This window comes from Pseudomonas caspiana, assembly GCF_002158995.1.
In the GTDB taxonomy this organism is placed as follows: Bacteria; Pseudomonadota; Gammaproteobacteria; order Pseudomonadales; family Pseudomonadaceae; genus Aquipseudomonas; species Aquipseudomonas caspiana.
Map to the genome: position 1 here is coordinate 20,067 of NZ_LOHF01000031.1, position 25,394 is coordinate 45,460.

General features: G+C 56.9%; 22 protein-coding genes. 12 read left to right on the forward strand and 10 right to left on the reverse strand.

What is annotated here, in order from left to right; translation table 11 throughout:
- Window positions 1-542 precede the first annotated feature (542 nt).
- Together AUC60_RS24855 and AUC60_RS24860 are read right to left on the reverse strand one after the other, a co-directional pair.
- The gene (locus AUC60_RS24855) at window positions 543-3,011 is read right to left on the reverse strand and encodes a type III effector HrpK domain-containing protein (RefSeq protein ID WP_158099155.1); all 2,469 of its coding nucleotides are present in this window, start codon (window positions 3,009-3,011) and stop codon (window positions 543-545) included.
- A gap of 185 nt (window positions 3,012-3,196) precedes the next feature.
- Window positions 3,197-3,961: a hypothetical protein gene (locus AUC60_RS24860; RefSeq protein WP_087273853.1), complete on the reverse strand. Its 765-nt coding sequence runs from the start codon at window positions 3,959-3,961 to the stop codon at window positions 3,197-3,199.
- A 153-nt stretch (window positions 3,962-4,114) separates the two neighbouring features.
- Here AUC60_RS24860 and AUC60_RS24865 point away from each other — a divergent pair, with 153 nt between their 5' ends.
- Window positions 4,115-6,202, forward strand: coding sequence for a ShET2/EspL2 family type III secretion system effector toxin (locus AUC60_RS24865; protein WP_158099156.1), 2,088 nt, complete (start codon window positions 4,115-4,117; stop codon window positions 6,200-6,202).
- A gap of 14 nt (window positions 6,203-6,216) precedes the next feature.
- Here AUC60_RS24865 and AUC60_RS24870 read toward each other — a convergent pair whose 3' ends face one another.
- Both AUC60_RS24870 and AUC60_RS24875 read right to left on the reverse strand, forming a co-directional pair.
- Window positions 6,217-6,627, reverse strand: coding sequence for a PA2817 family protein (locus tag AUC60_RS24870; RefSeq protein WP_087273857.1), 411 nt, complete (start codon window positions 6,625-6,627; stop codon window positions 6,217-6,219).
- A gap of 99 nt (window positions 6,628-6,726) precedes the next feature.
- Window positions 6,727-9,174, reverse strand: coding sequence for an acyl-CoA dehydrogenase (locus tag AUC60_RS24875; RefSeq protein ID WP_087273859.1), 2,448 nt, complete (start codon window positions 9,172-9,174; stop codon window positions 6,727-6,729).
- Window positions 9,175-9,441: 267 nt separating this feature from the next.
- On the opposite strand from AUC60_RS24875, the gene AUC60_RS24880 reads away from it, so the two are divergent.
- From AUC60_RS24880 to arfB, 4 genes are all read left to right on the forward strand, one after another.
- Entirely contained in the window at window positions 9,442-10,065 is a 624-nt protein-coding gene (locus AUC60_RS24880) for a glutathione S-transferase family protein (RefSeq protein WP_087273901.1), read from the forward strand.
- Between the two features lie 145 nt (window positions 10,066-10,210).
- Window positions 10,211-11,143 carry an ABC transporter ATP-binding protein gene (locus AUC60_RS24885; protein ID WP_087273861.1) on the forward strand — a complete coding sequence of 311 codons (933 nt, stop codon included), beginning with the start codon at window positions 10,211-10,213 and terminating at the stop codon, window positions 11,141-11,143.
- Window positions 11,140-11,931 carry an ABC transporter permease gene (locus tag AUC60_RS24890; protein ID WP_087273863.1) on the forward strand — a complete coding sequence of 264 codons (792 nt, stop codon included), beginning with the start codon at window positions 11,140-11,142 and terminating at the stop codon, window positions 11,929-11,931. The genes AUC60_RS24885 and AUC60_RS24890 overlap by 4 nt, the downstream gene beginning before the upstream one ends.
- 184 nt (window positions 11,932-12,115) lie before the next feature.
- The gene (gene arfB / locus AUC60_RS24895; protein ID WP_027898123.1) at window positions 12,116-12,529 is read left to right on the forward strand and encodes an alternative ribosome rescue aminoacyl-tRNA hydrolase ArfB; all 414 of its coding nucleotides are present in this window, start codon (window positions 12,116-12,118) and stop codon (window positions 12,527-12,529) included.
- Here the strand turns inward: arfB and AUC60_RS24900 are convergent, their stop codons facing one another.
- The 5 genes from AUC60_RS24900 to phhA all read right to left on the reverse strand — a co-directional run bounded on the left by AUC60_RS24900 (window position 12,530) and on the right by phhA (window position 15,825).
- Window positions 12,530-13,738, reverse strand: a complete 1,209-nt coding sequence (locus AUC60_RS24900; RefSeq protein ID WP_087273864.1) for an MFS transporter — start codon at window positions 13,736-13,738, stop codon at window positions 12,530-12,532.
- A 167-nt stretch (window positions 13,739-13,905) separates the two neighbouring features.
- Window positions 13,906-14,088 (reverse strand): hypothetical protein, encoded by a 183-nt coding sequence (locus AUC60_RS24905; protein ID WP_087273866.1) that lies wholly within the window; start codon window positions 14,086-14,088, stop codon window positions 13,906-13,908.
- Between the two features lie 78 nt (window positions 14,089-14,166).
- Window positions 14,167-14,307, reverse strand: coding sequence for a hypothetical protein (locus tag AUC60_RS27990; protein WP_167384395.1), 141 nt, complete (start codon window positions 14,305-14,307; stop codon window positions 14,167-14,169).
- 342 nt (window positions 14,308-14,649) lie between these two features.
- On the reverse strand, window positions 14,650-15,006 hold the full coding sequence (locus AUC60_RS24910; RefSeq protein WP_087273868.1) for a 4a-hydroxytetrahydrobiopterin dehydratase: 357 nt from the start codon (window positions 15,004-15,006) through the stop codon (window positions 14,650-14,652).
- Window positions 15,007-15,021: 15 nt separating this feature from the next.
- Window positions 15,022-15,825, reverse strand: a complete 804-nt coding sequence (phhA, locus tag AUC60_RS24915) for a phenylalanine 4-monooxygenase (protein WP_087273870.1) — start codon at window positions 15,823-15,825, stop codon at window positions 15,022-15,024.
- Between the two features lie 265 nt (window positions 15,826-16,090).
- Between phhA and AUC60_RS24920 the strand changes: the two genes are divergently transcribed.
- Complete coding sequence (locus tag AUC60_RS24920; protein ID WP_087273872.1) at window positions 16,091-17,668, forward strand: sigma-54-dependent transcriptional regulator; 1,578 nt, start codon at window positions 16,091-16,093, stop codon at window positions 17,666-17,668.
- Window positions 17,669-17,772: 104 nt separating this feature from the next.
- On the opposite strand, the gene AUC60_RS24925 is transcribed toward AUC60_RS24920, so the two are convergent.
- Window positions 17,773-18,039, reverse strand: coding sequence for a DUF2790 domain-containing protein (locus AUC60_RS24925; RefSeq protein ID WP_087273874.1), 267 nt, complete (start codon window positions 18,037-18,039; stop codon window positions 17,773-17,775).
- Window positions 18,040-18,424: 385 nt separating this feature from the next.
- Between AUC60_RS24925 and acs the strand changes: the two genes are divergently transcribed.
- The 6 genes from acs to AUC60_RS24955 all read left to right on the forward strand — a co-directional run bounded on the left by acs (window position 18,425) and on the right by AUC60_RS24955 (window position 25,317).
- A complete protein-coding gene (gene acs, locus AUC60_RS24930) occupies window positions 18,425-20,380 on the forward strand; it encodes an acetate--CoA ligase (protein ID WP_087273876.1) in 1,956 nt (651 codons plus the stop codon).
- A gap of 790 nt (window positions 20,381-21,170) precedes the next feature.
- Complete coding sequence (locus AUC60_RS24935; protein WP_087273878.1) at window positions 21,171-21,947, forward strand: ABC transporter substrate-binding protein; 777 nt, start codon at window positions 21,171-21,173, stop codon at window positions 21,945-21,947.
- Between the two features lie 84 nt (window positions 21,948-22,031).
- Window positions 22,032-22,721, forward strand: a complete 690-nt coding sequence (locus AUC60_RS24940) for an ABC transporter permease (protein ID WP_087273880.1) — start codon at window positions 22,032-22,034, stop codon at window positions 22,719-22,721.
- A complete protein-coding gene (locus tag AUC60_RS24945; RefSeq protein ID WP_087273882.1) occupies window positions 22,718-23,416 on the forward strand; it encodes an ABC transporter permease in 699 nt (232 codons plus the stop codon). The genes AUC60_RS24940 and AUC60_RS24945 overlap by 4 nt, the downstream gene beginning before the upstream one ends.
- 1 nt (window position 23,417) lies before the next feature.
- On the forward strand, window positions 23,418-24,530 hold the full coding sequence (locus tag AUC60_RS24950) for a succinylglutamate desuccinylase/aspartoacylase family protein (RefSeq protein ID WP_087273884.1): 1,113 nt from the start codon (window positions 23,418-23,420) through the stop codon (window positions 24,528-24,530).
- 22 nt (window positions 24,531-24,552) lie between these two features.
- A complete protein-coding gene (locus tag AUC60_RS24955; RefSeq protein WP_087273885.1) occupies window positions 24,553-25,317 on the forward strand; it encodes an ABC transporter ATP-binding protein in 765 nt (254 codons plus the stop codon).
- The last annotated feature ends 77 nt before the right edge of the window (window positions 25,318-25,394 follow it).

Sequence of the window (25,394 nt, forward strand, 5' to 3'; positions counted from 1 at the left end):
CCCACGGTTTCAAATCTGCGAGCGGCCAGCGTGGTTTAACGGGGCGCCTAAGATCAAAAGCAGATCAAAAGCAGAGCGAAAACAGCGGGGTCGTCTCGGACCGGTAGGAGCGAACTTGTTTGCGAGACGTCACCACAGCCAACGCATACATCGTCTGACACACCGCTTTGCAGCCTTCGGCAGCTCCTACAAAACAGCGGTAAATTCACACATCAGGTCCGGCTGTCAGGCCGCCGTGCTTTTGATTTTAAGCGCCCCGTTAAATCACGCCGGCCGGAATTCGATATTGCTGTGTGGGGTGAACCGGCAGGGATGCCGGTTTAGTCGCCTCAGGCCATGGATGGCCGGTGGCGGCGGCCCCACGCAGCAATGTCGGATTACGGGTACACCGAGCGACAGCGAGGTGCCAAGTGGTGGGGCAAGAGCGCTTTGGTTACTTTCGCGCTTTTCGAAAGTGACGCGCTGTAAAAGCGCAACCAATATCAGCCATAAACGCGGTAACGGATATGTACGGATGCCTACGCCTTCACCGCCTCAGAATATCAATGCGCCTTGGGAATACCAAACTGGTCCAGCGTTGGATCAACATTGTGATCGAAAGCTTTCTGGTCCTGTTTTTTATGCACGGCATCAATAATGGCTTTGATACCGAAGCCAATCGCCATGGCAGCATCGGCGATCCAGCCAACGACGGGCACAGCGCTCGCGACAGCGCTGGCAGCCGCCATACCCGCAACACGGCCGGCAATCGCGCCAACGGCACGGCCCGCGACTTTACCGGCGATCTCGCCACCGGCAGTGCTGGATTTGGTTGCCAGGTCATAACCAACCCGCGCAGCAGTGCCCGCGCCACGGATACTGTCGTAGATTGCCTTACCGGCTTCGGCATCCTTACCCTGAGCCAGTAATCCGGAAACGGACGTCATGGCGTACACACCACCTGCCGCGCCCATCGCACCACCAGCCAGACCCTTACCGTCAAGTGCAGTCTTCGCACGCTTTTCGGCTTCGGCTTTCAAGTCCTGAGCGCTGATGCTCTGTGGATCTTTATTGCCCAGCCCGGCAGTGGCGTCCTTGAAGTTGGTAATCATGTCGACCCCAGCCTTGGTGGTCTTCAAGGCTGCTAGCGTGGCCTCGGTATAGGCGTCCTGGCTGGCGGCAGTAATTTCCGGCGGTAGCACGGCGTCGTAGGCGGCTTTTTGTCCATCGACGTCGGCCAATGCTTTTTCAGGCTTGGCGTCTTTCGATTTCATTTGCTCGTTCATTTTGCCGCCCTGGGCAAAATTCTCTTTGTAAGAGCGTTGCAGTTCGGCACTCAAATCCGGACGACCGGCAACCACGTCACTGGCGGTGGGAACATCCGCGTTAGCGCCACGCAGATCTTTCTGCATTTGCAGCTCGGCGCTCAGGTTGCCGACCGAAGCACTGTAGTCAGGGGATGCTGGATCCTTGACCGGCTTGCCGTCTTTGTCTTTGGTCACCGCATCGATATCGCCCCGCATATCGGTTTCCAGCGAGTTGCCCGAAGTCAGGCTCTGGTAGCGCTCATTGACCGCTTGTTTCAGGGCAGGGTCGTTACTGATCAATTTCCTCTGCTGTTCCGGAATCGATTTATCGAGAAAGGCCTGCACATCTTTATCGCCTTGAAGCTGTGCGATTTTTTCTCTCAAAGCCGTTTCGGTCTTCTCGGTCTTGCGCAGACTGTGTCCGGCTTCCACGCTCTCCAGCGTTTTCTGCAGTTTGACCATGACTGCCGCTTTCTGGTCGCCGCTGTATTTGTCCGGGTTGGCAAACACGTCTTCGTTCAGCGCGCTGATATCGACGCCTGCTGTGGCGTTGAGCGTAGCGGCGCTGCTCATCATGGCCGCAAATTCGCCGCCGTTTGTGGGGGCCTGCTTCTTGATCCAGTCTTCTATGTTTCGGGTACTGATATCGCCGTCTGCGCTTTTCTTTGCCAGAGCCTTGCCTTCCAGGCCGCCTTGGTCGAGCAAGTCAGAGAAGCCCGGCTGGGCAAACGTTTTCGCTGAGGTTGTCAGCAGGCTGGACAAGCCGGGATTGCCTGAAGACAACGCCTTGAGGTCGTCGACCGTGGTGTACTTGCCGACTTTCTCTTCACCTCCTACGGCTTTTTTCGGATCAGCGCATTTGGTAATGGGTTCGTTGGCCCGCAGCAACGCCGCGTTGGTCACCATTTGCAGTGACTGCGGATCAGCTTTGGGATTGGCTTTCATGTACTCATTGACGGATTTGGCTCCAGCGTCCCGGGCTTTCTCGAGATTTTTCGCCAGCGACTTGTAATCGCCATCAGTGGTTTTTCCGTCAGCCTTGCCACCATGCTTGCCCACATCAGCGGCGGTTTTAAGCACCGGATTGGCCTCAATGAATGCTTTGGCTACTTTTGCGTCTTCCCCGCCTGCGGCTGCCATCTTCGCTGCCGCGATAGGGCGGTTGAGTTCTTTCGCAGCCTGTTCACGCTGCGCGGGCGGCAAGTTGGCCACCATCGGTGCGAATTTCTCCAGATCTTCTGGTTTGGAGTATTTGGAGTTATCCAGAAACGCCGCATCCTGGCCTTTTATGGCCGTGGGATCTGCGTCCCCGGCGGCATGAGTGGCCTTCGGCGCTGTCACGCCAGAGGTTCTGTCGGCGCCGTCTGGTCTACCGGTGCGCTGCGCACCTGAGCTTTGCGGCTGGACAGGTTTGCCGAATGCGGTTTCCTCGGTTTGATCGCCGCCTGTTGTACTGAGGCGTTCCAGTACTTCCTTGAATAACGAGATGAGGGCCGAGGGCGCGTCTTGAGTCTTGCCAGCTGCGAACTGAGCGGTTGGCTGGCGGGGTGCCTGTGTGGTGTTGCCTTGACCGAAGGATATGCCGCCACCACCACCGGGCACGAAGTTTTTCATCGGCACTGTGGCGCCTTTGACTCCCTGGCCTGGAACGTCGTTTGAATGCGTTCCCTCCTGACCGTTGAGAGGGAGCTGGCTGGACATATCAGGGAGGACGCGCATATTCATGTTCATTGCCTTCTTTGTGACAACCGTTGATACCACTGTGTGGCGGAGCAGTTGAAACGGTTCCACAGAGCGCAATTTTTAAGCGGTATTCCACAAGGCTTTTTGGGCCACAGATTGTGACCTCAAGCGAAATCCAGACCCTTATGCAGCAGCAGGTATCTCACAAGCATTTGAACTCCCGAGAGTTATTCGAGCTTTTGAGTCGAGCTGGTTTTGGGCTGCTCTGTCGAAAGCTTTTCACGGCTCGCGCCAGTCCCTTTGGTTGCAGAAAGCTGTAGCGCTTCAGCTCGCGCACGCTTGGTATCCAGGTCCGGCCTGATATTGGCATTGGCATCTTCACCGGACGCACGAGGTGGCAGCGGCCGCACTGTGCCAGAAGCATGTTGTGACTGATCTGTGCTGCCATCAACGCCAGCGTGTTGTCGACCATTAACAGGCGTCTTGCCGAGCCGATTTCCTAGAATCGTAGCGGCCAGGTTTCCGGTCGACAGGAAGTCCTGGTGCGTGAACTTTGCGGGGCCTTCTGGCTGCTGAGGGGGAGGGGACACGGCATTTGCCATCTTCGTGCCTAAAGTCAGCAGAGCCCTGCCCTTGCCGTCACTCATGCCGAGAAAGTCCAGAACCTCGGACATCGGTTTTTCCAACCCGATACTGAGCGTGGTTGCCCCATGAGCTGGCCGGTCCAGCTCTATCTCGCGACCGGTTTCAGAGGCGCGGACGGACTTTGGGCGTTCTTCGCCGTTCAAAACCTTTAGGGCCACGTCGAACATCTTTTGTTGCGAAGGGCTAAGCGATGCCCGTTTTTTATCCAGCCATGGGCCGGGAAAGTGCATCTTCGCGCCCATGGAAATGTTATCGGCTACGTGAAGATTGGCTGACACCGAAGGCTTGTCAGGTTTACCGGCTTTCAGGGCGACTGATGTCAGTGACGGATGAGAAATATTGATCATGAGGGTGTGCTCAGGAGAACGGTATCTACCTGAGTGGTTTGCATGCTCATCCGGTTCCCGCCTACGAAGCTGAAGCAGTGCATCCCTGGGCAAGGAACCGGGCAGGCTGGAATCACCACAGAGGGAGAATGCCTTTCAGAGGATTTCATCCCCATGCCTTCAAATAACTTTTTTAGACTACCCCTTCTTCCCGCCGTAAGGCCGCGCCCTGAGAGTAATAGTCATACACGTCACCCTGAGGCCACCTCCTCAAGGACGCGTCGTCCGAAGGCCAGCGAATCAAGGCCTCAGCCTCGCAACAGGCCAGACCCGATCAAGCCGGGCAAGGATGAGATCTATCTCTCCAGTAAACGTGGCCCCATTGTTGATTTGAATATGGAAGTCACCCAGCCATTGGCGGAGTGCCGTCATCTCGCTTTCAACTACCTGTTTGGTGACGAGCCTGCCGACATGGGCGGTGGTAAGGACTTCCTGGACCGGGCGGCCAAATCCAAGGCACACCTGCAGGCGTTCTATGATCACCCCAGTAACCCTCATTCCCGCGCTGACGCCGGAACGGACCAACTGGAGCTGATTACCGGGCATAACAATCCACTCCTGATTCCCGACAAATTTGGACGCTGGCTGGACGACATGTTTAGTCAGGTGGTCGACCAACAACTTCCTGAAGCGCGAATCATGCTGCGCACCTATAACCATGATTTGCCGATACACATTCAAAACAAAGGGGATCGCATTACCCTGGCTTTTTACGACCCCAACGATACTAATGTCCACCGCCGCCTGGAGCGTTATCCGGATCAAAGCGTCTCGGATATCACTTTTGATAAAGCTTTCCCCGACAACAGTGGTTACTTTGAAAAAGGCCGTTATCCGTTCATTCAAGCCGTCAGCAAGGATGTGGGGCATCCTGCAGACGATATGAAGTACTTCCGTAAGGGTTCCAGATTGCCCATGGAAGTTGACAAATCACTGCTCAAGACGGTTTGGGGAGTCAGTTCCCTGCGAGCGTTTCTGGGGCTGTGCGACTACATGAAGCGCAAGGGGCTGGTCGGTAGCAAGGCCGCTCCTTATCTAAGCGCGCCTGCAAGCAGGCTCAGAGATTTCGCGCAGGGTGTCGATCCGAAAGGCTTGAACCATGAAAACCAGCGCCTGCGTTTGCGGGTATTTGTAACCGGCGTTGCGAAGCTGAAGGTGCCCAGTTCAACTGCCAAAAAATTGCTGGCGCCCAGCATTGAAAAAAATCGCAAACCTTTAGGATATTGCCTGCATCTGCCGTCCCAGAACCCTGGCTTCGTCGCTGACTACCTTGCGTTGTTAGACACTGTGCGTCTGAACGACGCCGATTTGTTCGATGTTATCCGTGGCGACCCTAACGACAATAATCTGGCCGTTGCTTTGGAGCATCAAAAAGCAGGCGACTTCCATCTTCTGTTTGATCGACTGGAAACCCTGGAGCTTGGTAAAGGAAGGCTGGCGAGACTGCTTGGTGCTACCACCGCAAGTGGCCAGACCTCAATGGCGGATGCGGCATCTTTCAGCCATCCCGACATGATCTCGGTCTTCATCGAGCGCGTCAGTCAATGCGACTTGCTCGATACGCAGGAAAGATACCGGCTGCTGCAAGGCAAGGACTCCGACGGTGACACTTGCATGCAGCGTGCGGCTGCGTATGAAGACTCTGCCTGCATCAATGCCTACCTCAATGCGCTAGCAAGCAGTGGCTTGCGCTCGCGTGAAGTGGTCAAACTGCTCGGAAACCCTGAGCAGGATCAGCCCAATATCATCCCGGATATTTGCGCGCCCCCAAGTACTGGCTGGACCGCGACATCCTTCGCGGCCAGCAAAACCATGCTGGCAGGCTACTTCGAAGGTATTGCAGCACTGAACCTCAGCCCGGCGTCTTTACGCAAGGTGCTTGCACCGGAGCAGGAAGATGCGCTTGCAGCCTCTCGGGTTGTCCTTGCTGGCGATCCGCACGTAACCGCCGCGTTCAATAAAATACTCGACAGACTCCCGCCAATGGACGCTATCGATCTGATCAAGGGACCCGCAAATCCCGGGCACAGCACGCTGGAAAGGCTGCGCAGTTCCAGCATTTTCAAACCCGATCACGAGGCGCTTTACTTCCAGTTGCTTGACCGTCAGCAACGACGAGGCACGCCTGTACTGACGCAACGCAGCGGCAGTCAGCAATACGCCCAGTACCAGTCAGACCGGTTCAGGCGTCAGCTCGGCTGAGTGCGCCGCTTGGATCAGTGCTTGCTGCCCTGAGACGGCATCGCCAGTAGTTGCTTTTCCATGTTCCAGTCAAACGGTTCGTCGTTCTGTTCGGCTTCGTAGCGACGCTCTTCCAGCGACTGATACAGCTCGATTTCTTCGTCAGGCATGAAGTGCAGGCAGTCCCCGGCGAAGAACCAGAGCAGGTCGCGAGGCACCATATGGGCGATTTGCGGGTAGCGCTGGATCACCTGGCACAGGATGTCCTGGCCCAGATACTGGCTTTCGATAGGGTCTTGCGGCAGCAGGGTTAGCAGTTCGTCGAAGCGCTCCATGAACAGGGCATGGCTTTCTTCGGGAACCTGCTCGGCCTCGCCCAGTGCGACCAGGATGCTGCGCAGGTGTGCCAGCAGGTTCAGTTGGTGGTCGAGATTGGCGTCGGCCATGGGGCAATCCTCAAAGACAAAAAAACAGGCGCGAGAGTATAAAGCTCTGCGCGCCTGCTGTGGGGTTGGACCGACCAGTTCCTTCAATACATCAGCTTTTTAGCGAGTCTTGCCTTCGCTCAGGGTCAGTTCTTCCTTGTCGAAGTCATCCACATCGATGACCTTGCGTCGTGCCGCTTCGGCCGCTCGGAGTGTCTCGGCCTCTGCCGGTTGCAGCACACTGGCATTGAGCGCCGCGTCGATCACATGCTCACCTGCAACCGGTTTGAACTGACCCCCCTTGAAGGCCACATGCAGTTTTTTATGCAGCGGCTGCGCGGCGTTCAATAGGTCGCTGGCATGTTGCAACGCGCCAACGGCATCGTCGGGCGATTGCGGGCGGTAGCAGCCGGCCAGTAACTCTTCCAGGGTTGGATCGCCCTTGGCGCGGCCGAGTACTGCTGCAACCTGCGCATCCAGTTTGTCGGACGGGCCTTTGTGGCGACGTCCGAACGGGAACACCACAACCCGCAACAGAACGCCCAATACCCGATTCGGGAAGTTGCTCAGCAGTTCATCCAACGCACGTTCGGATTCGCCGAGCGCTTCTTCCATCGCCCAGCGGAACACCGGTTGCAGATGCTCGGGGTAGTTCAGGTCGTGGTAGCGCTTGAGGGCTGCCGAGGCCAGATACAGGTGGCTCAGTACATCGCCCAATCGCGCCGAGAGACGCTCGCGACGTTTCAACTCGCCACCCAGCAACATCATGCTCAGATCAGCGAGGGTTGCAAAAGCTGCGGCCTGGCGATTCAGCGCCCGGTAGTACCCTTGACTCAGGCTGTCGCCCGGGGCCTTCTCGAAGTGACCGAAGCCCAGATTGAGAATGAACGTGCTGGCAACGTTACTCACCGCAAAACCGATGTGCTTGAGCAGCAAGCTGTCGAATTCGAGCAGCGCCTGATCGTGATCGGAGCGACCGGCCAGCGCCATTTCCTTGAGCACGAATGGATGGCAACGGATCGCACCCTGACCGAAGATCATCAGGTTGCGCGACAGGATGTTTGCGCCCTCAACTGTGATGAAGATCGGCGCACCCTGCCAGTTGCGGCCCAAGTAATTGTTCGGGCCCATGATGATGCCTTTACCGCCATGCACATCCATGGCGTGGGTGATGCACTCGCGGCCCCGTTCGGTCAGGTGATATTTGAGAATCGCCGACAGCACTGACGGTTTTTCGCCAAGGTCCACCGCGTTCGCAGTGAGCATGCGGGCGCTGTCCATCAGCCATGCGTTGCCGCCGATCCGTGCCAGAGACTCCTGAATACCTTCGAAGGCAGACAGGGGGACGTTGAACTGCTCACGCACCTGAGCATACTGGCCGGTGACCAGGCTGGTGAATTTGGCAGCGCCGGTGCCGACGGCAGGCAGGGAGATGGAGCGACCTACCGACAGGCAGTTCATCAGCATCATCCAGCCTTTGCCGAGCATTTCCTGACCACCGATCAGGTACTCCAGCGGGATAAACACGTCTTTGCCGGAGTTGGGGCCGTTCATGAATGCCGCGCCTAGTGGCAAGTGGCGGCGGCCAATTTCCACACCCGGTGTATCTGTCGGAATCAGAGCCAGGCTGATGCCCAGATCGACTTCTTCACCCAGCAAATGCTCCGGGTCATAAGCCTTGAACGCCAGCCCGAGGAGGGTCGCGACGGGGCCTAGGGTGATGTAGCGCTTTTCCCAGTTCAGGCGCAGGCCGATAACTTCTTCGCCCTGCCATTGGCCTTTGCAGATGATGCCGGTGTCCGGCATCGCGCCTGCGTCGGAACCCGCCAGCGGACCGGTCAGGGCGAAACACGGAATGTCATCGCCGCGAGCCAGACGCGGCAGGTAGTGATTGCGTTGTTCGTCGGTGCCGTAATGCAGCAACAATTCGGCAGGGCCGAGGGAGTTGGGGACCATGACCGTCGAAGCGAGGTCGCCGCTACGGGTAGCCAGTTTCATCGCGACTTGTGAGTGGGCATAGGCCGAGAAGCCTTTACCGCCGAACTCTTTGGGGATGATCAGGGCAAAGAAACCGTGCTGTTTGATGTGTTCCCAGGCACGAGGCGGCAGGTCCATGGCCTGACCGATTTCCCAATCGGTGACCATCGCGCACAGCTCTTCGGTCGGGCCGTCGAGGAAGGCTTGTTCTTCTTCGGTCAGTTGGACTTTCGGATAGCTGAGCAGCAAGTCCCAATCAGGACGGCCACTGAACAGTTCGCCATCCCACCAGACTGTCCCGGCGTCGATGGCATCGCGCTCGGTCTCCGACATGGGCGGCAACACTTTCTTGAACCAGGTGAACATCGGCGCGGTGAAATGTTTGCGACGCAGGTCCGGCAGCGCCAGCGGCAATGCCACGGCCAGCAGCAGGATCCAGAAGACCACCATCAACCAGGTTGGCGCATGGCTGATGACGCCCATCGCCAGCAGATAAACAGCAACCACGCCCAGCGCAGGCATAGGCGCAACGCGACGGTGCGCCAGCCAGGCGATGCCGACGATCAGAACCACAATCCACAACAACAGCATAAGTAATCCTCCGTGATGACAGCAGCGAGCAGCCACTATCAAGAGCCTGGGCATGTTTCGTCAAGAAACGACCCGAGCGAGTGCATGGATAGTGACCCTGGCGGGGGGAGGGAGTTTCACTGCGTGATCTGGCCACTATTGGTCGTGGGATCTGTCGCAGCAGCGCGCTCGACCATTACCCTTGCAGGCCGACATAGAATGTTCCACATGAAGGCCGCGTTTGACTGCAAATGGCCTATCCTGTCGCCCATCTTCAAGGAGAAACCAATGCTTAAAATCTGGGGCCGGAAAAACTCTTCCAATGTGCGCAAGGCACTCTGGATCGCCGAAGAGCTGGGCCTGCAATACGAAGCGCTCGACGCGGGCGGGGCGTTTGGGCTGGTGGATGGCGCTGAATATCGGGCAAAGAACCCAAACGGCCGAATCCCGATGATCGAAGATGGCGACTTCGTGCTCTGGGAATCCAACGCCATCGTGCGTTACCTGGCGGCCCGTCACGCATCTGGCTCAGCGTTGTACCCCACCGATGCGCAGCAACGTGCAACTGCGGACAAATGGATGGACTGGACCACGTCGACCTTTGCCGGTCCGTTTCGCGATGTGTTCTGGGGCGTACTGCGTACCCCGGCCGAGCAGCAGGATTGGGTGCAGATCAACGGCGCGATCAAAACCTTGCAGGGGCTGTTGATCGTTGTCGATGAGGCGCTACAGAAACAGCCTTACTTGTCCGGAGCCGAGTTCGGCATGGGCGACATCCCGCTGGGCAGCTTTATTTATGCCTGGTTCGAAATGCCGATTGAACGACCCGCCATGCCACACCTCGAAAGCTGGTATGCACGGTTGAAGGCACGGCCGGCGTATCAGGCAGCGGTCATGACCGCGCTGACTTGATGCGTGCCGTTGATAGGCACTATCAATAGATCACGCTGTACTTGAGCGGCTCGGCCAAGCACCATTGCGGTGCTGGCCAGAGTTGTAATCAGGTGTGTCAGCCCTCATCTCTATTCTCTATTTCTTCACTGGTAATTTTTTCGATATGAGTTCTGCTCTATCCATCCGGCAGCTAACCAAAACCTACGGCAACGGTTTCCAGGCCCTGAGTGGTATCGATCTGGACGTCGCTGAAGGTGATTTTTTTGCCTTGCTTGGCCCTAACGGCGCGGGCAAATCCACCACCATTGGCATCATCTCGACCCTGGTCAACAAGACCAGTGGCACGGTGAATATCTTTGGCCATGACCTGGACCGCGAGCCCGCGGCGCTCAAGCGCTGCATTGGCGTGGTGCCTCAGGAATTCAATTTCAATCAGTTCGAAAAGGCCTTCGACATCGTCGTGACCCAGGCGGGTTACTACGGCATCCCACCGAAGATCGCCAAAGAACGCGCCGAGCAGTACCTGACCCAGTTGGGATTGTGGGACAAGCGCGACGTGCCTTCACGCTCATTGTCCGGTGGTATGAAGCGACGTCTGATGATCGCCCGCGCGTTGATCCATCAGCCTCGTCTGCTGATCCTCGACGAGCCGACAGCGGGTGTTGATATCGAGCTGCGTCGTTCGATGTGGTCGTTCCTTACCGAGCTGAACGAGCAGGGCACTACCATCATTCTGACTACGCACTACCTGGAAGAGGCCGAGCAGCTGTGCCGTAACATCGGCATCATCGACCACGGTGTGATCGTGGAAAACACGGGCATGAAGCAGTTGCTCAACAAGATGACGGTGGAAACCTTCTTGCTGGACCTCAAGCATGAACACAAGGTTGCGCCGCAGTTGACAGGCTATCCAAATACGCTGATTGACAGCCATACCCTGGAAGTCCAGGTCGACAAGAACGTTGGCATCACCGCGCTGTTCAGCCAATTGGCCGCGCAGAATATCGAAGTGCTGAGCCTGCGCAACAAAACCAATCGCCTTGAGGAGTTGTTCGTGTCTCTGGTGGAAAAAAATCTGGCGAAGGTAGCGGTATGAGCCACGAAACGAGTTCCGAGCTACGCCCCAACCTTATTGCCTTGAATACCATTGTCTATCGCGAGGTGCGCAGGTTCATGCGCATCTGGCCGCAAACCTTGCTGCCGCCAGCGATTACCATGGTCCTGTATTTCGTGATCTTCGGTAACCTGATCGGTCGGCAGATCGGCGACATGGGCGGCTTCACCTACATGCAATACATCGTGCCGGGTCTGATCATGATGTCGGTGATCACCAACTCGTACGGCAACGTGGTATCGAGTTTCTTTGGTGCCAAGTTCCAGCGTTCGGTGGAAGAACTGATGGTTTCCCCGGTCTCGCCTCACACCATATTGATCGGCTACGTGCTGGGCGGTGTGCTGCGTGGTCTGGCGGTGGGCGTTATCGTGACGATCTTGTCGATGTTCTTCACTGATCTGCAGGTTCACCACTTGGGCGTGACCATTGTGGTGGTGTTGCTGACTGCAACGATCTTCTCGCTGCTGGGCTTTATCAACGCAGTATTTGCACGTAACTTCGACGATATCTCGATCATCCCGACCTTCGTACTGACTCCGCTGACGTACCTGGGCGGTGTGTTCTATTCCATCAGCTTGCTGCCACCGTTCTGGCAAACCGTGTCGCTGGCCAACCCGGTTCTGCACATGGTCAACGCCTTCCGTTACGGCATTCTGGGGGTTTCTGATATCCGTATCAGTATTGCCCTGGCATTCATGGTGATTGCGACCATCGTGCTGTATGTCGGTTGTGCGCGGTTGCTGGTGAGTGGGCGCGGGATGCGTTCTTAGTAGACACGGTGCTTGGTTTGACGTCGTGGGACCGGCTTTAGCCGGGAAGACGGTATTTCGGCAGAAAGATATGCTGTGGCTGTCCAGGCCTCTTCCCGGCTAAAGCCGGTCCCACGACGGTGACACGGCCACGAAAATTGTCGGCGACCAGGTATGCATCGCTCCAAGGTAATGTGAAAACACCATGCTGGTAATCTCCAATAACGTGCATCTCCCCGATGCAGAAATCGAATTGACTGCCATCCGTGCCCAGGGCGCGGGTGGGCAGAACGTCAATAAGGTTTCCAGTGCGGTGCACCTGCGTTTCGACATCAACGCTTCATCGCTGCCGCCTTTTTACAAAGAGCGGTTGCTGGCATTGCGTGATAGCCGGATTACCAGTGAAGGTGTGCTCGTGCTCAAGGCGCAGCAGTATCGCACTCAGGAGCAGAACCGTGCCGACGCGCTGGAGCGTTTGACCGAGCTGATCGTCAACGCTGCCAAGGTCGAGAAGAAGCGTCGCCCGACCAAGCCGACGTTGGGCTCAAAGACCCGCCGCCTTGAGTCCAAGACCAAGCGCGGCTCGATCAAGGCAGGTCGCGGCAAAGTCGACTTCTGATCAGGCGTTCTGTAGGCGAGCCGCTTTGGCCTGCTTGTACAGCCAGACGCTCAGCGCCAGCCCGCTGAGCGAGGCGAGGGCCGCAAACAGGAAGATCGAGGCAAAGCCGAAGCCTGCCGCGACCGCACCGGCCACCGGACCGGTAATCCCCAGCGACAAGTCGATGAACAGCGAGTAAGCGCCCACTGCTGCACCGCGGCTGGAGGCAGGCACCAGATTCACCGCTTCGACGCCCAGCGCCGGGAATACCAGCGAGAATCCGAAACCGGTCAACGCTGCGCCTGCCAAGGCCAGCTCTGGGGACGGCGCCACCCACAGCAACAGCAAGCCGAGACTTTCGACGCTCAGGCAGCCAATCGCCACTTTGAAACCGCCAATCCGGTTGATCATGTTGCCGAACAACAGCCGCGCCCCGATGAACGACGCACCGAACAGGCTCAGGCACAGCACTGCGTTTGGCCAGTTATGGCTGTTGTAATAAAGGGTGATAAACGTTGCGATGGTGCCGAAACCGATAGAACCCAGCGCCAGGCCCATGCCATGCGGGAAGACTTTACCGAGCACATGAATGAACGGCATGCGTTCGCCGTGGACGATCGGCACGGCTTCTTTATTCCAGGCCAGTTTCAACCCGAGCAGGGCGAGCAGGATGATGCTCACGCCCATGCTCCATAGTCCAAGCGTGCTGACCAGCATCACCCCCAGCGGTGCGCCGATGGCCAGCGCGCCGTAGCTGGCGATGCCATTCCAGGAAATCACTTTGGCGGTGTTCTGCGAGCCAACACGGCCAATGCCCCAGCCTATCGACCCGGAACCCACCAGACTCTCTGCACTGCCCAGCACCAGTCGACCGAAGAACAGGCTGACCAGGCTGATCACGGGCCACGCCTGCAGCCAGCTCGACAGCAGCATGAATACACCGCTCAGTCCGCAACCGGCCAGGCCGAACAACACTGCTTTCTTGGGCCCGAGGTTATCAATGATGCGCCCGGCATACGGGCGGCTGAGCAGGGTTGCCAGGTATTGCACGCTGATCACCAGCCCCGCAGTCACCGCGCCAAAACCCAGGTCGGTGTGAACGTACCCCGGCAATACCGCCAGCGGAATACCGACGTTCAGGTAACCGATGAAGGTGAACATGACGATGGAGACGACTTGCAGAGTGACTGCCATTGGGCGTTGCGAATCACTGCGTGGTGTATCAGGCATGGGTAAGCGGTCCACTGTAACGGCGGGGGAATCAAACGGGGCTGCAGGTCGAGTCGAACCTTAGCAAGCTAACCAAGTGCTCAATGATAGCGGCGAACGGACGCTGGACTGGAGGCCTGGTTAAAAAAATTTACCGCGAGGGTATGCGGTCAAGAGGGGGCAGAGGCTTACTTAGGCTGTTCAGGTGCAACCAGTTGGGTCGTTACCAGCGCGGCGAGAGCGTTTTCCTGATTACCGAAACGGTCGAGCAGGGCCTGCTTCTTTTCCGGGCTCAACTGTGCCCAGATTTTGATCATCAGTTCGGCAGTGCCGATCAGGGTATTGGCTTGTGCTTCGTTGAAGTCTTTCATGTGCAGCCTGTGGTCATCGGCAATCAGACGTATGAAAACACAGCAAGGCTGGTTTCCGATACGTCTGAAAAATCACCCTCAGTCTTCGCTGGAGGCTTGCTGGCCTTGTTCGGCCTGTAGACCGGCTTTCATGTCGACCGGTTGACCGAGTTCCAGCTGAGCCAGTGTCGATTGCTCAGGCTCTTTCTGGCCAGGGGGAAAGTTAGGAATTTCATGCATTTCAATGCTCCTTGCACAAGTTTTTTAGTTGCTGGGCAGAACCAGTGCTTCTAAAAAGCTTGGGCAGGATACAGCAGAGATAATGACAAACAGACTTTTATCTCGACCGTTGGTCATGTGCGGAAACAAAAACCGGATTTTATTGTCCTGCGTCATGGCGAGTATTTCAGGCCGACAGGTCATCAACTCGCCGACTTGATTTGCAATGCAATCTTGTGGGAGCAGAGCTTGCCCGCGATGCATGAGATGCAGGCAGACGACATACCGCGTTATTGTTTATCGTCGGAATGCCGCCCAGACCCAGCCCAGTTCCCACAGGTATTGATGTCAGCCTGAGAAATTTTATTTACGCCCCTCAGCGCTTTTCGCCACCTCATCAGTACGCGCCGCCATGATGAAGTCGTTGCGGTGCAGGCCTTTGATCGAGTGGCTCCACCAAGTCACGGTCACTTTGCCCCATTCGGTCAGCAGGCCTGGGTGATGCCCCTCTGCTTCGGCTATTTCACCCACGGCATTGGTAAACGCCAGGGCGAATTTGAAATTTTTGAACAGGTAGATTTTTTCCAGCTGCATCACGCCGTCGCGGACCTCGATGTTCCAGTCCGGAATCTGCATCAACAACTCTGGCAGTTCGGCCTCGCTGACCTGCGGAGCGTTGGCGCTGCAGGCCTCGCAGCTGGCTTGGGATAGTTGGGTCATGAATAGGTTTCCTGTTCAGGCCGCTTGGGTAGCGGATGGATTTTTAGGTGGGAATTTCGGTGCATGCAGCCCTAGCTGCATGGCTTGCTCGACCATACCCATGATGTCTTCCTGAGCGAGATCGAACAGCCGCTTCAAGTCGGGCAACACAAAATACAAGGGTTGCAGAATATCGATCCGGTAAGGCGTGCGCATCGCCTCCACTGGACTGAACGCTTGATGCTCCGGCGCCGTCGAGAGGCTGTAGACCGCTTCTTTAGGCGAGGAGAGAATCCCTCCGCCATAGATTTTGCGCCCTTGCGGCGTATCAACCAGCCCGAATTCAATGGTCATCCAGTAGAGGCGGGCCAGATAGACGCGCTGTTCTTTGCTGGCACTGAGGCCGAGCTTGCCATAGGTGTGGGTGAATTCGGCAAACCAGGGGTTGGTCAGCAGCGGGCAGTGACCGAAGATTTCGTGAAAGATGTCCGGCTCTTGCAGGTAGTCCAGTTCTTCCTGACTGCGGATAAACGTCGCCACGGGAAACTGCTTGCTTGCCAGCAACTCGAAAAAAGTCTGGAACGGGATCAGTGCCGGAACTCGTGCCACTTGCCAGCCGGTGGCCGTGCCCAGAACGCGGTTGATGTCCGCCAGTTGCGGGATGCGCTCATGGGGCAGGGCCAGTTGCTCGATGCCGTCCAGGTATTCCTGACAGGCACGTCCTTCAATCACCTTCATCTGCCGGGTGATCAAGGTGTTCCAGACCTCATGCTCGGCGTCGGGGTAGTCGATGACCCCATGGGCGTCGGGTTCGCGTGCCACGTATTTCGTATGGCTCATGCAGCTCTCCTTGGGGTTCTTTTTATTGGGTTTGTTGCGAACGCCCAGAGTCATGAATAGCGCGTTTCAGGCTTTCTGGATGCCAGCGCTTCGCTTCGAGTAGATGGATAAAGCTGCCATCTCGTAAAGAAATCTTTACGAGATGGCAGAAACCCTGATTATCTTGTCGTCAGCCGGGGGTTTTTAGCTTCAGCGCTGTCACGAATTCTTGACGCGAAACTTCAGTTCATCACAAAAATAACAACAGCCACAGGATTCATCCGCCATGCGCATCAAAGTGCACTGCCAGAACCGCATCGGTATGACTCGCGATATTCTCGAACTGCTGGCGTCCTATGGCGTCAACGTCGCCAGGGGCGAGGTGGGCGGGGAGCACGGCGACGCGATCTATCTGCACTGCCCGAACCTGATCAATCTGCAATTCCAGTCTTTGCGCCCGCGCTTCGAAGCCATTGCGGGCGTATTTGGCGTCAAGCGCGTGGGGCTAATGCCCAGTGAGCGGCGGCATATGGAGTTGGACGCATTGCTTGGCGCGCTGGAGTTTCCGGTGTTATCCATCGACATGGGCGGCTCGATTGTTGCGGCTAACAGGTCCGCCGCTCAGTTACTGGGCGTGCGCGTGGATGAAGTGCCGGGTATTGCGTTGGCGCGTTATGCACAAGACCTCGATGTGCCCGAACTGATCCGCAGTAACAAGTCTCGGATCAATGGCCTGCGAGTGACCATTCGTGGTGATGCGTTTCTTGCGGACATCGCGCCCTTGCAGTCCCTCCATGACGACAGTGAAGCAATGGCCGGGGCGGTATTGACCCTGCATCGTGCCGATCGGGTCGGTGAGCAGATCTATCAAGTGCGCAAAGAAGAGCTGCGCGGTTTCGACAGTATTTTCCAAAGCTCCCGAGTCATGGCCGCGGTGGTGCGTGAAGCCCGACGCATGGCGCCGCTGGACGCACCCTTATTGATTGAAGGTGAGACGGGCACCGGCAAGGAACTGTTGGCCCGAGCCTGCCACCTCGCCAGCCCGCGTGGGCAGTCGCCGTTGATGGCGATGAATTGCTCGGGCCTGTCTGATGCCATGGCCGAGACCGAGTTGTTCGGTTATGGCCCCGGCGCATTCGATGGGGCGCGAGCTGAAGGCAAGCTGGGTCTGTTGGAGCTGACAGCTGGCGGCACGCTGTTTCTCGACAGTGTGGGTGAACTCAGTTTGCGCATGCAGGCCCGGCTGCTGCGGTTTCTGCAGGACGGTTGCTTCCGGCGCGTTGGCAGTGACGAGGATGTTTTTCTCGATGTGCGAGTCATGTGTTCAACCCAGAAAGATTTGTCTGAGCTTTGCGCGAAAGGTGAGTTTCGTGAGGACCTCTACCATCGCCTCAACGTCCTGACCCTGCACATCCCGCCGTTGCGTGAATGCCTGGATGGTCTCGGGCCGCTGGTGGAGCATTTTCTGGATCAGGCCAGCCGTCAGATCGGTTGCCCATTACCCAACATTGCAACTGCCGCTCTGGAGCGTCTGAGTCATTACCAATGGCCCGGCAACGTTCGGCAGTTGGAGAATGTGCTGTTCCAGGCTGTTTCGTTGTGCGAGGGCGGGACGGTAAGAGCCGAACACATTCGCTTGCCGGATTACGGCGTGCGCGATCCGTTGGCGGAATTTTCCATCGAAGGTGGGTTGGAAGAGATAGTCGGACGTTTTGAGAAGGCGATATTGCAGCGCCTTTATTCTGAATATCCCAGCAGTCGGCAACTTGGAAAGCGCTTGGGTGTTTCCCATACAACGGTGGCTAACAAGTTGCGGGACTATGGGTTAAGCAGTTGCAGCAAGCCGGATGATAAATGTCGGTAGGAGCGAACTTGTTCGCGAGATATTGGCATATCAGCAAATGTTTACCTGATACGCCGTCTCGCCAACAAGTTGCCTCCTACCCATAATTGCCTGACGGATGTCACTCAACTATTACTGCACCCGTTACCCATTACCTGGTAGCCCATCACATGCTGCTGGCCTTTGGAGTCTTCATAGGTCATGCGCATTGGCACTACCTTGCAGACATCAGGAATGGCGGTGATGGAGATGACTTTGGCGATGTCAGGGTGGCTGCCGTAGGTGTATTGCTCGACGCGAGCTTGTTGGGCAGCAACTTTTGCTCCGGATTCTTCAGCCATTGCAAATGTGCTGAAACCACAGAGTGCCAGAACCAACAGTGAAACTTTCATTTCTGCTTTACCTTCTTGAGTTCGAAAGGGGGCACATCGCCCTTTTAGAGCGATGTGTGAAGCTTGTATCAGAGGATAATTAACTCGCCGTGGGGGGCTGTCAGTTATTAATCATGTGCCTTGTTGGGCGAAGTCGATTCTATGCTTGTCACCTAACTTCATATAGAAACAGTTTTGATAAACACTATTGAGCGAATTGGCAACAATCCCTGAGCGGTCCGGGCCAGAGCCTTTTGACCGTGTGCAGGCTTGAAGATGGGTGCATTTTCAATCGCCTCTACGGCTCGCGACCGGTAAACGGTAAGACCATCGTCGAATGGTCCCGGCGCCGACAGGCGGATACAACAGGGGCATAAAACAACAACTATCCACCGAGGTAACCAAGATGAGTGCAGCTTCCCTGTACCCCGTCCGCCCAGAAGTCGCAGCGAGCACGCTGACCGATGAGGCGACCTACAAGGCCATGTACCAGCAGTCGGTGGTCAATCCCGATGGCTTCTGGCGTGAACAAGCTCAGCGTCTGGACTGGATCAAACCTTTTACCTCGGTCAAGCAGACCTCTTTCGATGACCACCGTGTCGATATCAAATGGTTTGCCGATGGCACTTTGAACGTTGCCTATAACTGCCTGGATCGCCATCTGGAAGAACGCGGCGACACCCTCGCAATCATCTGGGAAGGTGACGATCCTTCCGAAAGCCGCAATATTACTTACCGCGAGTTGCATGCCGAAGTCTGCAAGTTCGCCAACGCCTTGCGCGGTCAGGATGTACACCGTGGCGACGTGGTGACTATCTATATGCCGATGATCCCCGAGGCCGTGGTCGCCATGCTGGCCTGTGCCCGCATCGGTGCGATTCACTCGGTGGTGTTCGGCGGTTTCTCTCCCGAAGCGCTGGCTGGCCGCATCATCGACTGCAAATCCAAAGTGGTGATCACCGCTGACGAAGGTCTGCGCGGCGGCAAAAAAACTGCCATGAAAGCCAACGTTGACCGGGCACTGACCAACCCGGAAACCGCCAGCGTACAGAAAGTCATCGTCTGCAAACGCACCGGTGGCGACATCGAATGGAACCGTCACCGCGACATCTGGTACCACTCGCTGCTGGAAGTGGCTTCCGAGACCTGCGCACCGAAAGAAATGGGTGCTGAAGAGTCGCTGTTCATTCTTTACACCTCTGGCTCGACCGGCAAGCCGAAAGGCGTGTTGCACACCACAGGCGGTTATCTGCTGTATGCCGCGCTGACCCACGAGCGTGTGTTCGACTACAAGCCGGGTGAAATCTACTGGTGCACCGCCGACGTGGGTTGGGTGACTGGCCACAGCTATATCGTCTACGGCCCGCTGGCCAACGGCGCGACCACGCTGTTGTTCGAAGGCGTACCGAACTATCCGGACATCACTCGCCTGTCGAAGATCATCGACAAACACAAGGTCAACATCCTCTACACAGCACCGACTGCGATTCGCGCAATGATGGCCGAAGGCACCAAGTCGGTTGAAGGCGCTGACGGCTCAAGCCTGCGCCTGCTGGGTTCGGTGGGCGAGCCGATCAACCCGGAAGCCTGGAACTGGTACTACAACACTATCGGTAATAAAAACTGCCCGATTGTTGATACCTGGTGGCAGACCGAGACAGGGGGCATCCTGATCAGCCCGCTGCCGGGCGCCACTGCCCTCAAGCCTGGCTCGGCGACGCGTCCGTTTTTCGGCGTGATCCCGGCCTTGGTGGATAACCTTGGCAACCTGATCGAGGGTGCTGCCGAAGGTAACCTGGTGATCCTCGATTCATGGCCTGGGCAATCGCGTTCGCTGTACGGCGACCACGACCGGTTCGTCGACACCTACTTCAAGACCTTCCGCGGCATGTACTTCACGGGTGACGGTGCGCGTCGTGACGAAGATGGTTACTACTGGATCACCGGTCGCGTGGATGACGTGCTTAACGTTTCCGGCCACCGCATGGGTACGGCTGAAATCGAAAGCGCGATGGTCGCTCACCCGAAAGTCGCCGAAGCCGCAGTGGTCGGTGTGCCGCATGATTTGAAAGGGCAGGGCATCTACGTCTATGTGACGCTCAATGGTGGCGAAGTCCCGGACGAAGCGCTGAGGATCGAGCTGCGTAACTGGGTCCGTAAAGAGATCGGCCCGATTGCTTCACCTGACGTCATCCAGTGGGCGCCGGGTCTGCCCAAGACCCGCTCCGGGAAAATCATGCGCCGCATCCTGCGCAAGATCGCCACCGGTGAATACGATTCGCTGGGTGATATTTCAACCCTCGCAGATCCAAGCGTTGTGCAGCATTTGATCGACACGCACAAGACCATGAGCGTGGCTTGATAGTCAGCGCTTGAAAGAGCCCCATCCGGTGTGAGCCGGGTGGGGCTTTTTTGTTTTCCCGATCGAGACCGCAGCGTTCCGATCGCGAGCAAGCTCGGTTCCCGCAGGAGAACGCTATCTCATGTGGGAGATTCTATGTTGCCCCGCAAGCTGATTGATGACGTGGGACCGGCTTTAGCCGGGAAGACGGTATTTCTGCAGATAAAGATTCAGTGTCTGTCCCGGCCTCTTCCCGGCTAAAGCCGGTCCCACGTCATCAGTGATTCCTGTGGGGGCAGAGGTTGCTCGCGATTGGGGGTAGCACAAAACCTCAGGCTCCACGAAATCTCAGCTTCATCCAACCAGGATATATATCGGCCTGTTACCCATCCCACTGCTCCGGTAACGCCACTCTCGCTTATGAGGCATTGCGCCTCATTTCTGTAGGAATTCACTACACAAATGCCTGGCAGTTAAACATGCGGCAATGCCACCCTTGCCGTATTACAAGGCTTTGCCAATAATGGGCGCGCATTTTGCTGTAATCACTGGTTGTTCTTTTCGATGCCTTGGCATAACCGGTTTTGGTTGTCAATGTGCATGTCGCGATTTTTGGCGCATCTGTAACTAGTTGTCGCATTGAAGAAATATCGACTTCGTGTGTCCCGTTAAAATGCCGCTCACTCGCCGCAGGCTTGCAGGTCCGGATACCGGTCCCAGCCGCCAGGCGTCTACCTCCAATAGTCCTCTTCGCATCCTGGGCTTTCGCTCACGCTGCCATTTGTCGTGTTTTACCGACGGAGTCCTGACAATGAAAAAGCTCATGCTGCTTGGCGCGATGGCGCTGACCGTTCTGGCGCAGCCAGTGTTCGCAGACGAAAAGCCTCTGAAAATCGGTATCGAAGCGGCGTACCCTCCGTTTGCTTCCAAGGCGCCGGACGGCAGCATCGTTGGTTTCGACTACGATATCGGCAACGCGCTGTGTGCTGAGATGAAGGTCAAGTGCACGTGGGTCGAGCAAGAGTTCGATGGCCTGATCCCTGCGCTGAAAGTACGCAAGATCGACGCAATCCTGTCTTCCATGTCCATCACCGAAGACCGCAAAAAGTCTGTCGACTTCACTGATCGCTACTACAGCACTCAGGCGCGTCTGGTCATGAAGGAAGGCACGACCATCAGCGACAGCCTGGATGAACTCAAAGGCAAGAAGATCGGCGTGCAACGTGGAACGATCCACGATACTTTCGCCAAAAAAGTATTTGAGCCGAAGGGCGCCGAGATCAAGTCCTACAGCTCTCAGAACGAAATCTACCTGGACATCAAGGCCGGTCGTCTGGACGGCACCGTTGCGGATGCGACCCTGTTGCAGGATGGTTTCCTGAAAACCGATTCGGGCAAGGGCTATGCTTTTGCCGGTCCGGCGTTCACCGATCCGACCTATTTCGGTGACGGCATCGGTATCGCTGTTCGCAAAGGCGACAAGGCCAACGTTGATCGTATCAACGCCGCCATCGCTGCAATTCGCGCTAACGGCGAATACAAGAAAATTCAGGACAAGTACTTCGATTTCGACGTTTACGGCAAGTAAACCTGTCGTCTGAATGGCGCAGCCAGAAGCCGTTATCGGGTTCGCGGCTAGCGCCATTTTTTACACCCATGAGGACCGCATAACATGTTGAATGGCTACGGGGCTGTCATCCTCGAGGGCGCAGGGCTGACGCTGCAACTGGCCCTGTCGTCGATGGCGCTGGCAATCGTCCTGGGCCTGATTGGTGTGTCGTTGCGTTTGTCGCCGGTGCGCTGGCTGGCCTGGCTGGGTGACGTGTATTCCACCGTGATTCGCGGGATTCCCGATCTGGTCCTGATTCTGCTGATTTTCTATGGCGGTCAGGGTGCGCTGAACACCATTGCGCCAATGCTCGGTCATGATGATTACATCGACCTGAGCCCGTTGGCTGCCGGTATTGGCACCTTGGGTTTCATCTTCGGTGCTTATCTGTCGGAAACCTTTCGCGGGGCATTCATGGCCATTCCAAAAGGGCAGGCCGAAGCAGGCCTTGCTTACGGGATGAGCCATTCCAAAGTGTTTTTCAGAATTCTGGTGCCGCAGATGGTTCGCCTGGCGATCCCCGGCTTCACCAACAACTGGCTGGTACTGACCAAGGCGACGGCGCTGATTTCGCTGGTCGGTCTGCAGGACATGATGTTTCTGGCCAAGCAGGCAGGCGACGCTACCAGTCAGCCTTTCACGTTCTTCCTCGCAGTGGCCGCGATTTATCTGCTGATTACCAGCGTCTCGCTGTTGGCCCTGCGTCTTATTGAAAAGCGTTACTCCGTTGGAGTAAGGGCGGCTGACCTGTGATTTTTGATTACAACGTCATCTGGGACAGTCTGCCGCTGTATTTCTCCGGCCTGCTGACTACCCTTGAGTTGCTCGGCATCGCCCTGGCGTTCGGCCTGTTGGCGGCGCTGCCATTGGGCCTGATGCGGGTGTCGAAAAAGCCTTGGGTGAACCTGCCTGCCTGGCTCTATACCTATGTGATCCGTGGCACGCCGATGCTCGTGCAGCTCTACCTGATCTACTACGGGCTCGCGCAATTTGCCGTTGTGCGCGAGAGCTTCATGTGGCCGTGGCTATCCAGTGCGACCTTTTGCGCCTGTCTGGCGTTTGCGATCAATACCAGCGCTTACACCGCCGAAATCATTGCTGGCAGCCTCAAGGCTACGCCTGCGGGCGAGATTGAAGCGGCGCGTGCCATGGGCATGTCCAAGGCCAAAATGTATCGTCGTATCCTGCTGCCCTCGGCCTTGCGTCGGGCGTTGCCGCAGTACAGCAACGAAGTGATCATGATGTTGCAGACTACCAGTCTCGCCTCCAGCGTGACCCTGGTCGACATCACCGGTGCGGCCCGCGCGGTCAACTCCGAAAGCTTTTTGCCCTTCGAGGCGTTTATCACCGCAGGCGTGTTCTACCTGTGCCTGACATTCATCCTGGTGCGCCTGTTCAAGCTGGCTGAACGCCGCTGGCTGGGCTACCTCGCACCCCGGAAGGCCTGACATGCAAAGAACCGATCATGTATTGCCGTGGAGTACCCTCGGCACCGAGCGCCAACTGAGCGTGTTTCGCTTCGGCAGCGGCGAGCGCAAAGCCTACATCCAGGCCAGCCTCCACGCTGATGAGTTGCCGGGGATGCGCACCGCCTGGGAGCTGAAGAAACGTTTGGCTGAGCTGGAAGAGCAGGGCGCACTCAAGGGTGTTATCGAACTGGTTCCGGTCGCTAACCCGATTGGTTTGGGCCAATTGCTGCAAGGCGCGCATCAAGGGCGCTTCGAGTTCGGCAGCGGCAAAAACTTCAATCGCGATTTCTCCGAACTGAGCGAGCCGGTGGCCGAGTTGCTTGAGGGTCAGTTGGGCGATGATCCGCACAGCAATGTGCAGTTGATCCGCAAGGCGATGACCACGGTGCTGGCAAATCTGCCTCCAGCAGAGAGTGAGCTGCGCGGCATGCAGCGGATTCTGCTGAGTCACGCGTGCGTTGCCGATGTGGTGCTCGACCTGCATTGCGATGCTGACGCTGCATTGCACCTGTACGCCTTGCCGCAGCACTGGCCGCAATGGCGCTCGCTGACGGCGCATTTGAATGTGCAAGTCGCCTTGCTGGCAGAAGACTCCGGCGGCAGCTCTTTCGACGAAGCCTGCTCATTGCCGTGGTTGCGTCTGTCGCGGATTTTCCCTGACGCGCAGATCCCTCTGGCGTGTCTGGCAACCACCATTGAGTTGGGCGGCCAGGCCGATACCGGCAAAACTCAGGCCGAAGCACATGCCGAGGGCATCCTGGCATTCCTTGCCGAGCAAGGCTTCATCAGTGGTGACTGGCCGCAGGCTGCCCACGAAGAATGCGAAGGCATGCCGTTCGAAGGCACAGAGTTGTTGTTTGCACCGCACCCGGGTGTGGTGAGTTTTCTGCGCGAAGCGGGAGCCTGGGTCGAAGTGGGGGATCCGCTGTTTGAGGTGATTGATCCGCTGTCTGACCGGGTCAGCACCGTTTGTTCGAATACCGCCGGGGTGTTGTTTGCCATCGAGCGGTTGCGTTACGCCCAGCCGGGTTTCTGGTTGGCCAAAGTGGCAGGTCGTACTGCCCGACGTCAGGGTCGCTTGCTCAATGACTGACCCATTTGTGAGAACTGAAAGCATGAACAAACTGGAAGTCCAGGATCTGCACAAACGCTACGGCAGCCATGAAGTGCTCAAGGGTGTTTCCCTGACCGCCAAAGCGGGCGATGTGATCAGCATCATCGGCTCCAGTGGTTCGGGCAAAAGTACCTTCCTGCGTTGCATCAATCTTCTTGAACAGCCCCATGCGGGCAAGATTCTGCTCAATAACGAAGAGCTTCAGCTGGTCGCCAACAAAGACGGCAGCATGCGCGCTGCGGACCCGAAACAGCTGCAACGCATGCGTTCGCGCCTGTCCATGGTGTTCCAGCACTTCAACTTGTGGGCGCACATGACCGCGCTGGAAAACATCATTGAAGCGCCAGTGCATGTTCTGGGCGTGTCGAAAAAAGAAGCGCTGGAAAAAGCCGAGCATTACTTGGCCAAAGTAGGCGTTGCTCATCGTAAAGACGCCTATCCGGGGCATATGTCCGGTGGTGAACAGCAGCGCGTGGCCATTGCCCGTGCCTTGGCGATGGAGCCGGAGGTCATGCTGTTCGATGAGCCAACTTCCGCGCTGGACCCTGAGCTGGTGGGCGATGTGCTCAAAGTCATGCAGGCCCTTGCTCAGGAAGGTCGGACCATGGTCGTGGTGACGCACGAAATGGGCTTTGCCCGTGAAGTGTCCAATCAGTTGATCTTTCTCCACAAAGGCGTGGTCGAAGAGCGCGGTGATCCCCGTAAAGTGCTGGTCAACCCGCAGTCCGAACGTTTGCAGCAGTTCCTGTCAGGTAGCTTGAAGTAACGAAAAGCTACGTTTTGACAATGCCTTTCGAGGCGTAACAGTTCATGCTGCGCGGCAAGCAGCATGAGCTGATTGTT

Excerpts from the sequence above, each read along its gene's own strand:
- AUC60_RS24935 (WP_087273878.1), top strand. The coding sequence starts at position 21,171 with ATGAAAAAGCTCATGCTGCTTGGCGCGATGGCGCTGACCGTTCTGGCG.
- AUC60_RS24890 (WP_087273863.1), top strand. The coding sequence starts at position 11,140 with ATGAGCCACGAAACGAGTTCCGAGCTACGCCCCAACCTTATTGCCTTG.
- AUC60_RS24855 (WP_158099155.1), bottom strand. The coding sequence starts at position 3,011 with ATGAATATGCGCGTCCTCCCTGATATGTCCAGCCAGCTCCCTCTCAAC.
- AUC60_RS24880 (WP_087273901.1), top strand. The coding sequence starts at position 9,442 with ATGCTTAAAATCTGGGGCCGGAAAAACTCTTCCAATGTGCGCAAGGCA.
- AUC60_RS24860 (WP_087273853.1), bottom strand. The coding sequence starts at position 3,961 with ATGATCAATATTTCTCATCCGTCACTGACATCAGTCGCCCTGAAAGCC.
- AUC60_RS24870 (WP_087273857.1), bottom strand. The coding sequence starts at position 6,627 with ATGGCCGACGCCAATCTCGACCACCAACTGAACCTGCTGGCACACCTG.
- AUC60_RS24875 (WP_087273859.1), bottom strand. The coding sequence starts at position 9,174 with ATGCTGTTGTTGTGGATTGTGGTTCTGATCGTCGGCATCGCCTGGCTG.
- AUC60_RS24900 (WP_087273864.1), bottom strand. The coding sequence starts at position 13,738 with ATGCCTGATACACCACGCAGTGATTCGCAACGCCCAATGGCAGTCACT.
- AUC60_RS27990 (WP_167384395.1), bottom strand. The coding sequence starts at position 14,307 with ATGCATGAAATTCCTAACTTTCCCCCTGGCCAGAAAGAGCCTGAGCAA.
- AUC60_RS24955 (WP_087273885.1), top strand. The coding sequence starts at position 24,553 with ATGAACAAACTGGAAGTCCAGGATCTGCACAAACGCTACGGCAGCCAT.
- phhA (WP_087273870.1), bottom strand. The coding sequence starts at position 15,825 with ATGAGCCATACGAAATACGTGGCACGCGAACCCGACGCCCATGGGGTC.
- acs (WP_087273876.1), top strand. The coding sequence starts at position 18,425 with ATGAGTGCAGCTTCCCTGTACCCCGTCCGCCCAGAAGTCGCAGCGAGC.
- AUC60_RS24865 (WP_158099156.1), top strand. The coding sequence starts at position 4,115 with ATGCCTTCAAATAACTTTTTTAGACTACCCCTTCTTCCCGCCGTAAGG.
- AUC60_RS24950 (WP_087273884.1), top strand. The coding sequence starts at position 23,418 with ATGCAAAGAACCGATCATGTATTGCCGTGGAGTACCCTCGGCACCGAG.
- AUC60_RS24920 (WP_087273872.1), top strand. The coding sequence starts at position 16,091 with ATGCGCATCAAAGTGCACTGCCAGAACCGCATCGGTATGACTCGCGAT.
- AUC60_RS24925 (WP_087273874.1), bottom strand. The coding sequence starts at position 18,039 with ATGAAAGTTTCACTGTTGGTTCTGGCACTCTGTGGTTTCAGCACATTT.
- arfB (WP_027898123.1), top strand. The coding sequence starts at position 12,116 with ATGCTGGTAATCTCCAATAACGTGCATCTCCCCGATGCAGAAATCGAA.
- AUC60_RS24910 (WP_087273868.1), bottom strand. The coding sequence starts at position 15,006 with ATGACCCAACTATCCCAAGCCAGCTGCGAGGCCTGCAGCGCCAACGCT.
- AUC60_RS24905 (WP_087273866.1), bottom strand. The coding sequence starts at position 14,088 with ATGAAAGACTTCAACGAAGCACAAGCCAATACCCTGATCGGCACTGCC.
- AUC60_RS24940 (WP_087273880.1), top strand. The coding sequence starts at position 22,032 with ATGTTGAATGGCTACGGGGCTGTCATCCTCGAGGGCGCAGGGCTGACG.
- AUC60_RS24885 (WP_087273861.1), top strand. The coding sequence starts at position 10,211 with ATGAGTTCTGCTCTATCCATCCGGCAGCTAACCAAAACCTACGGCAAC.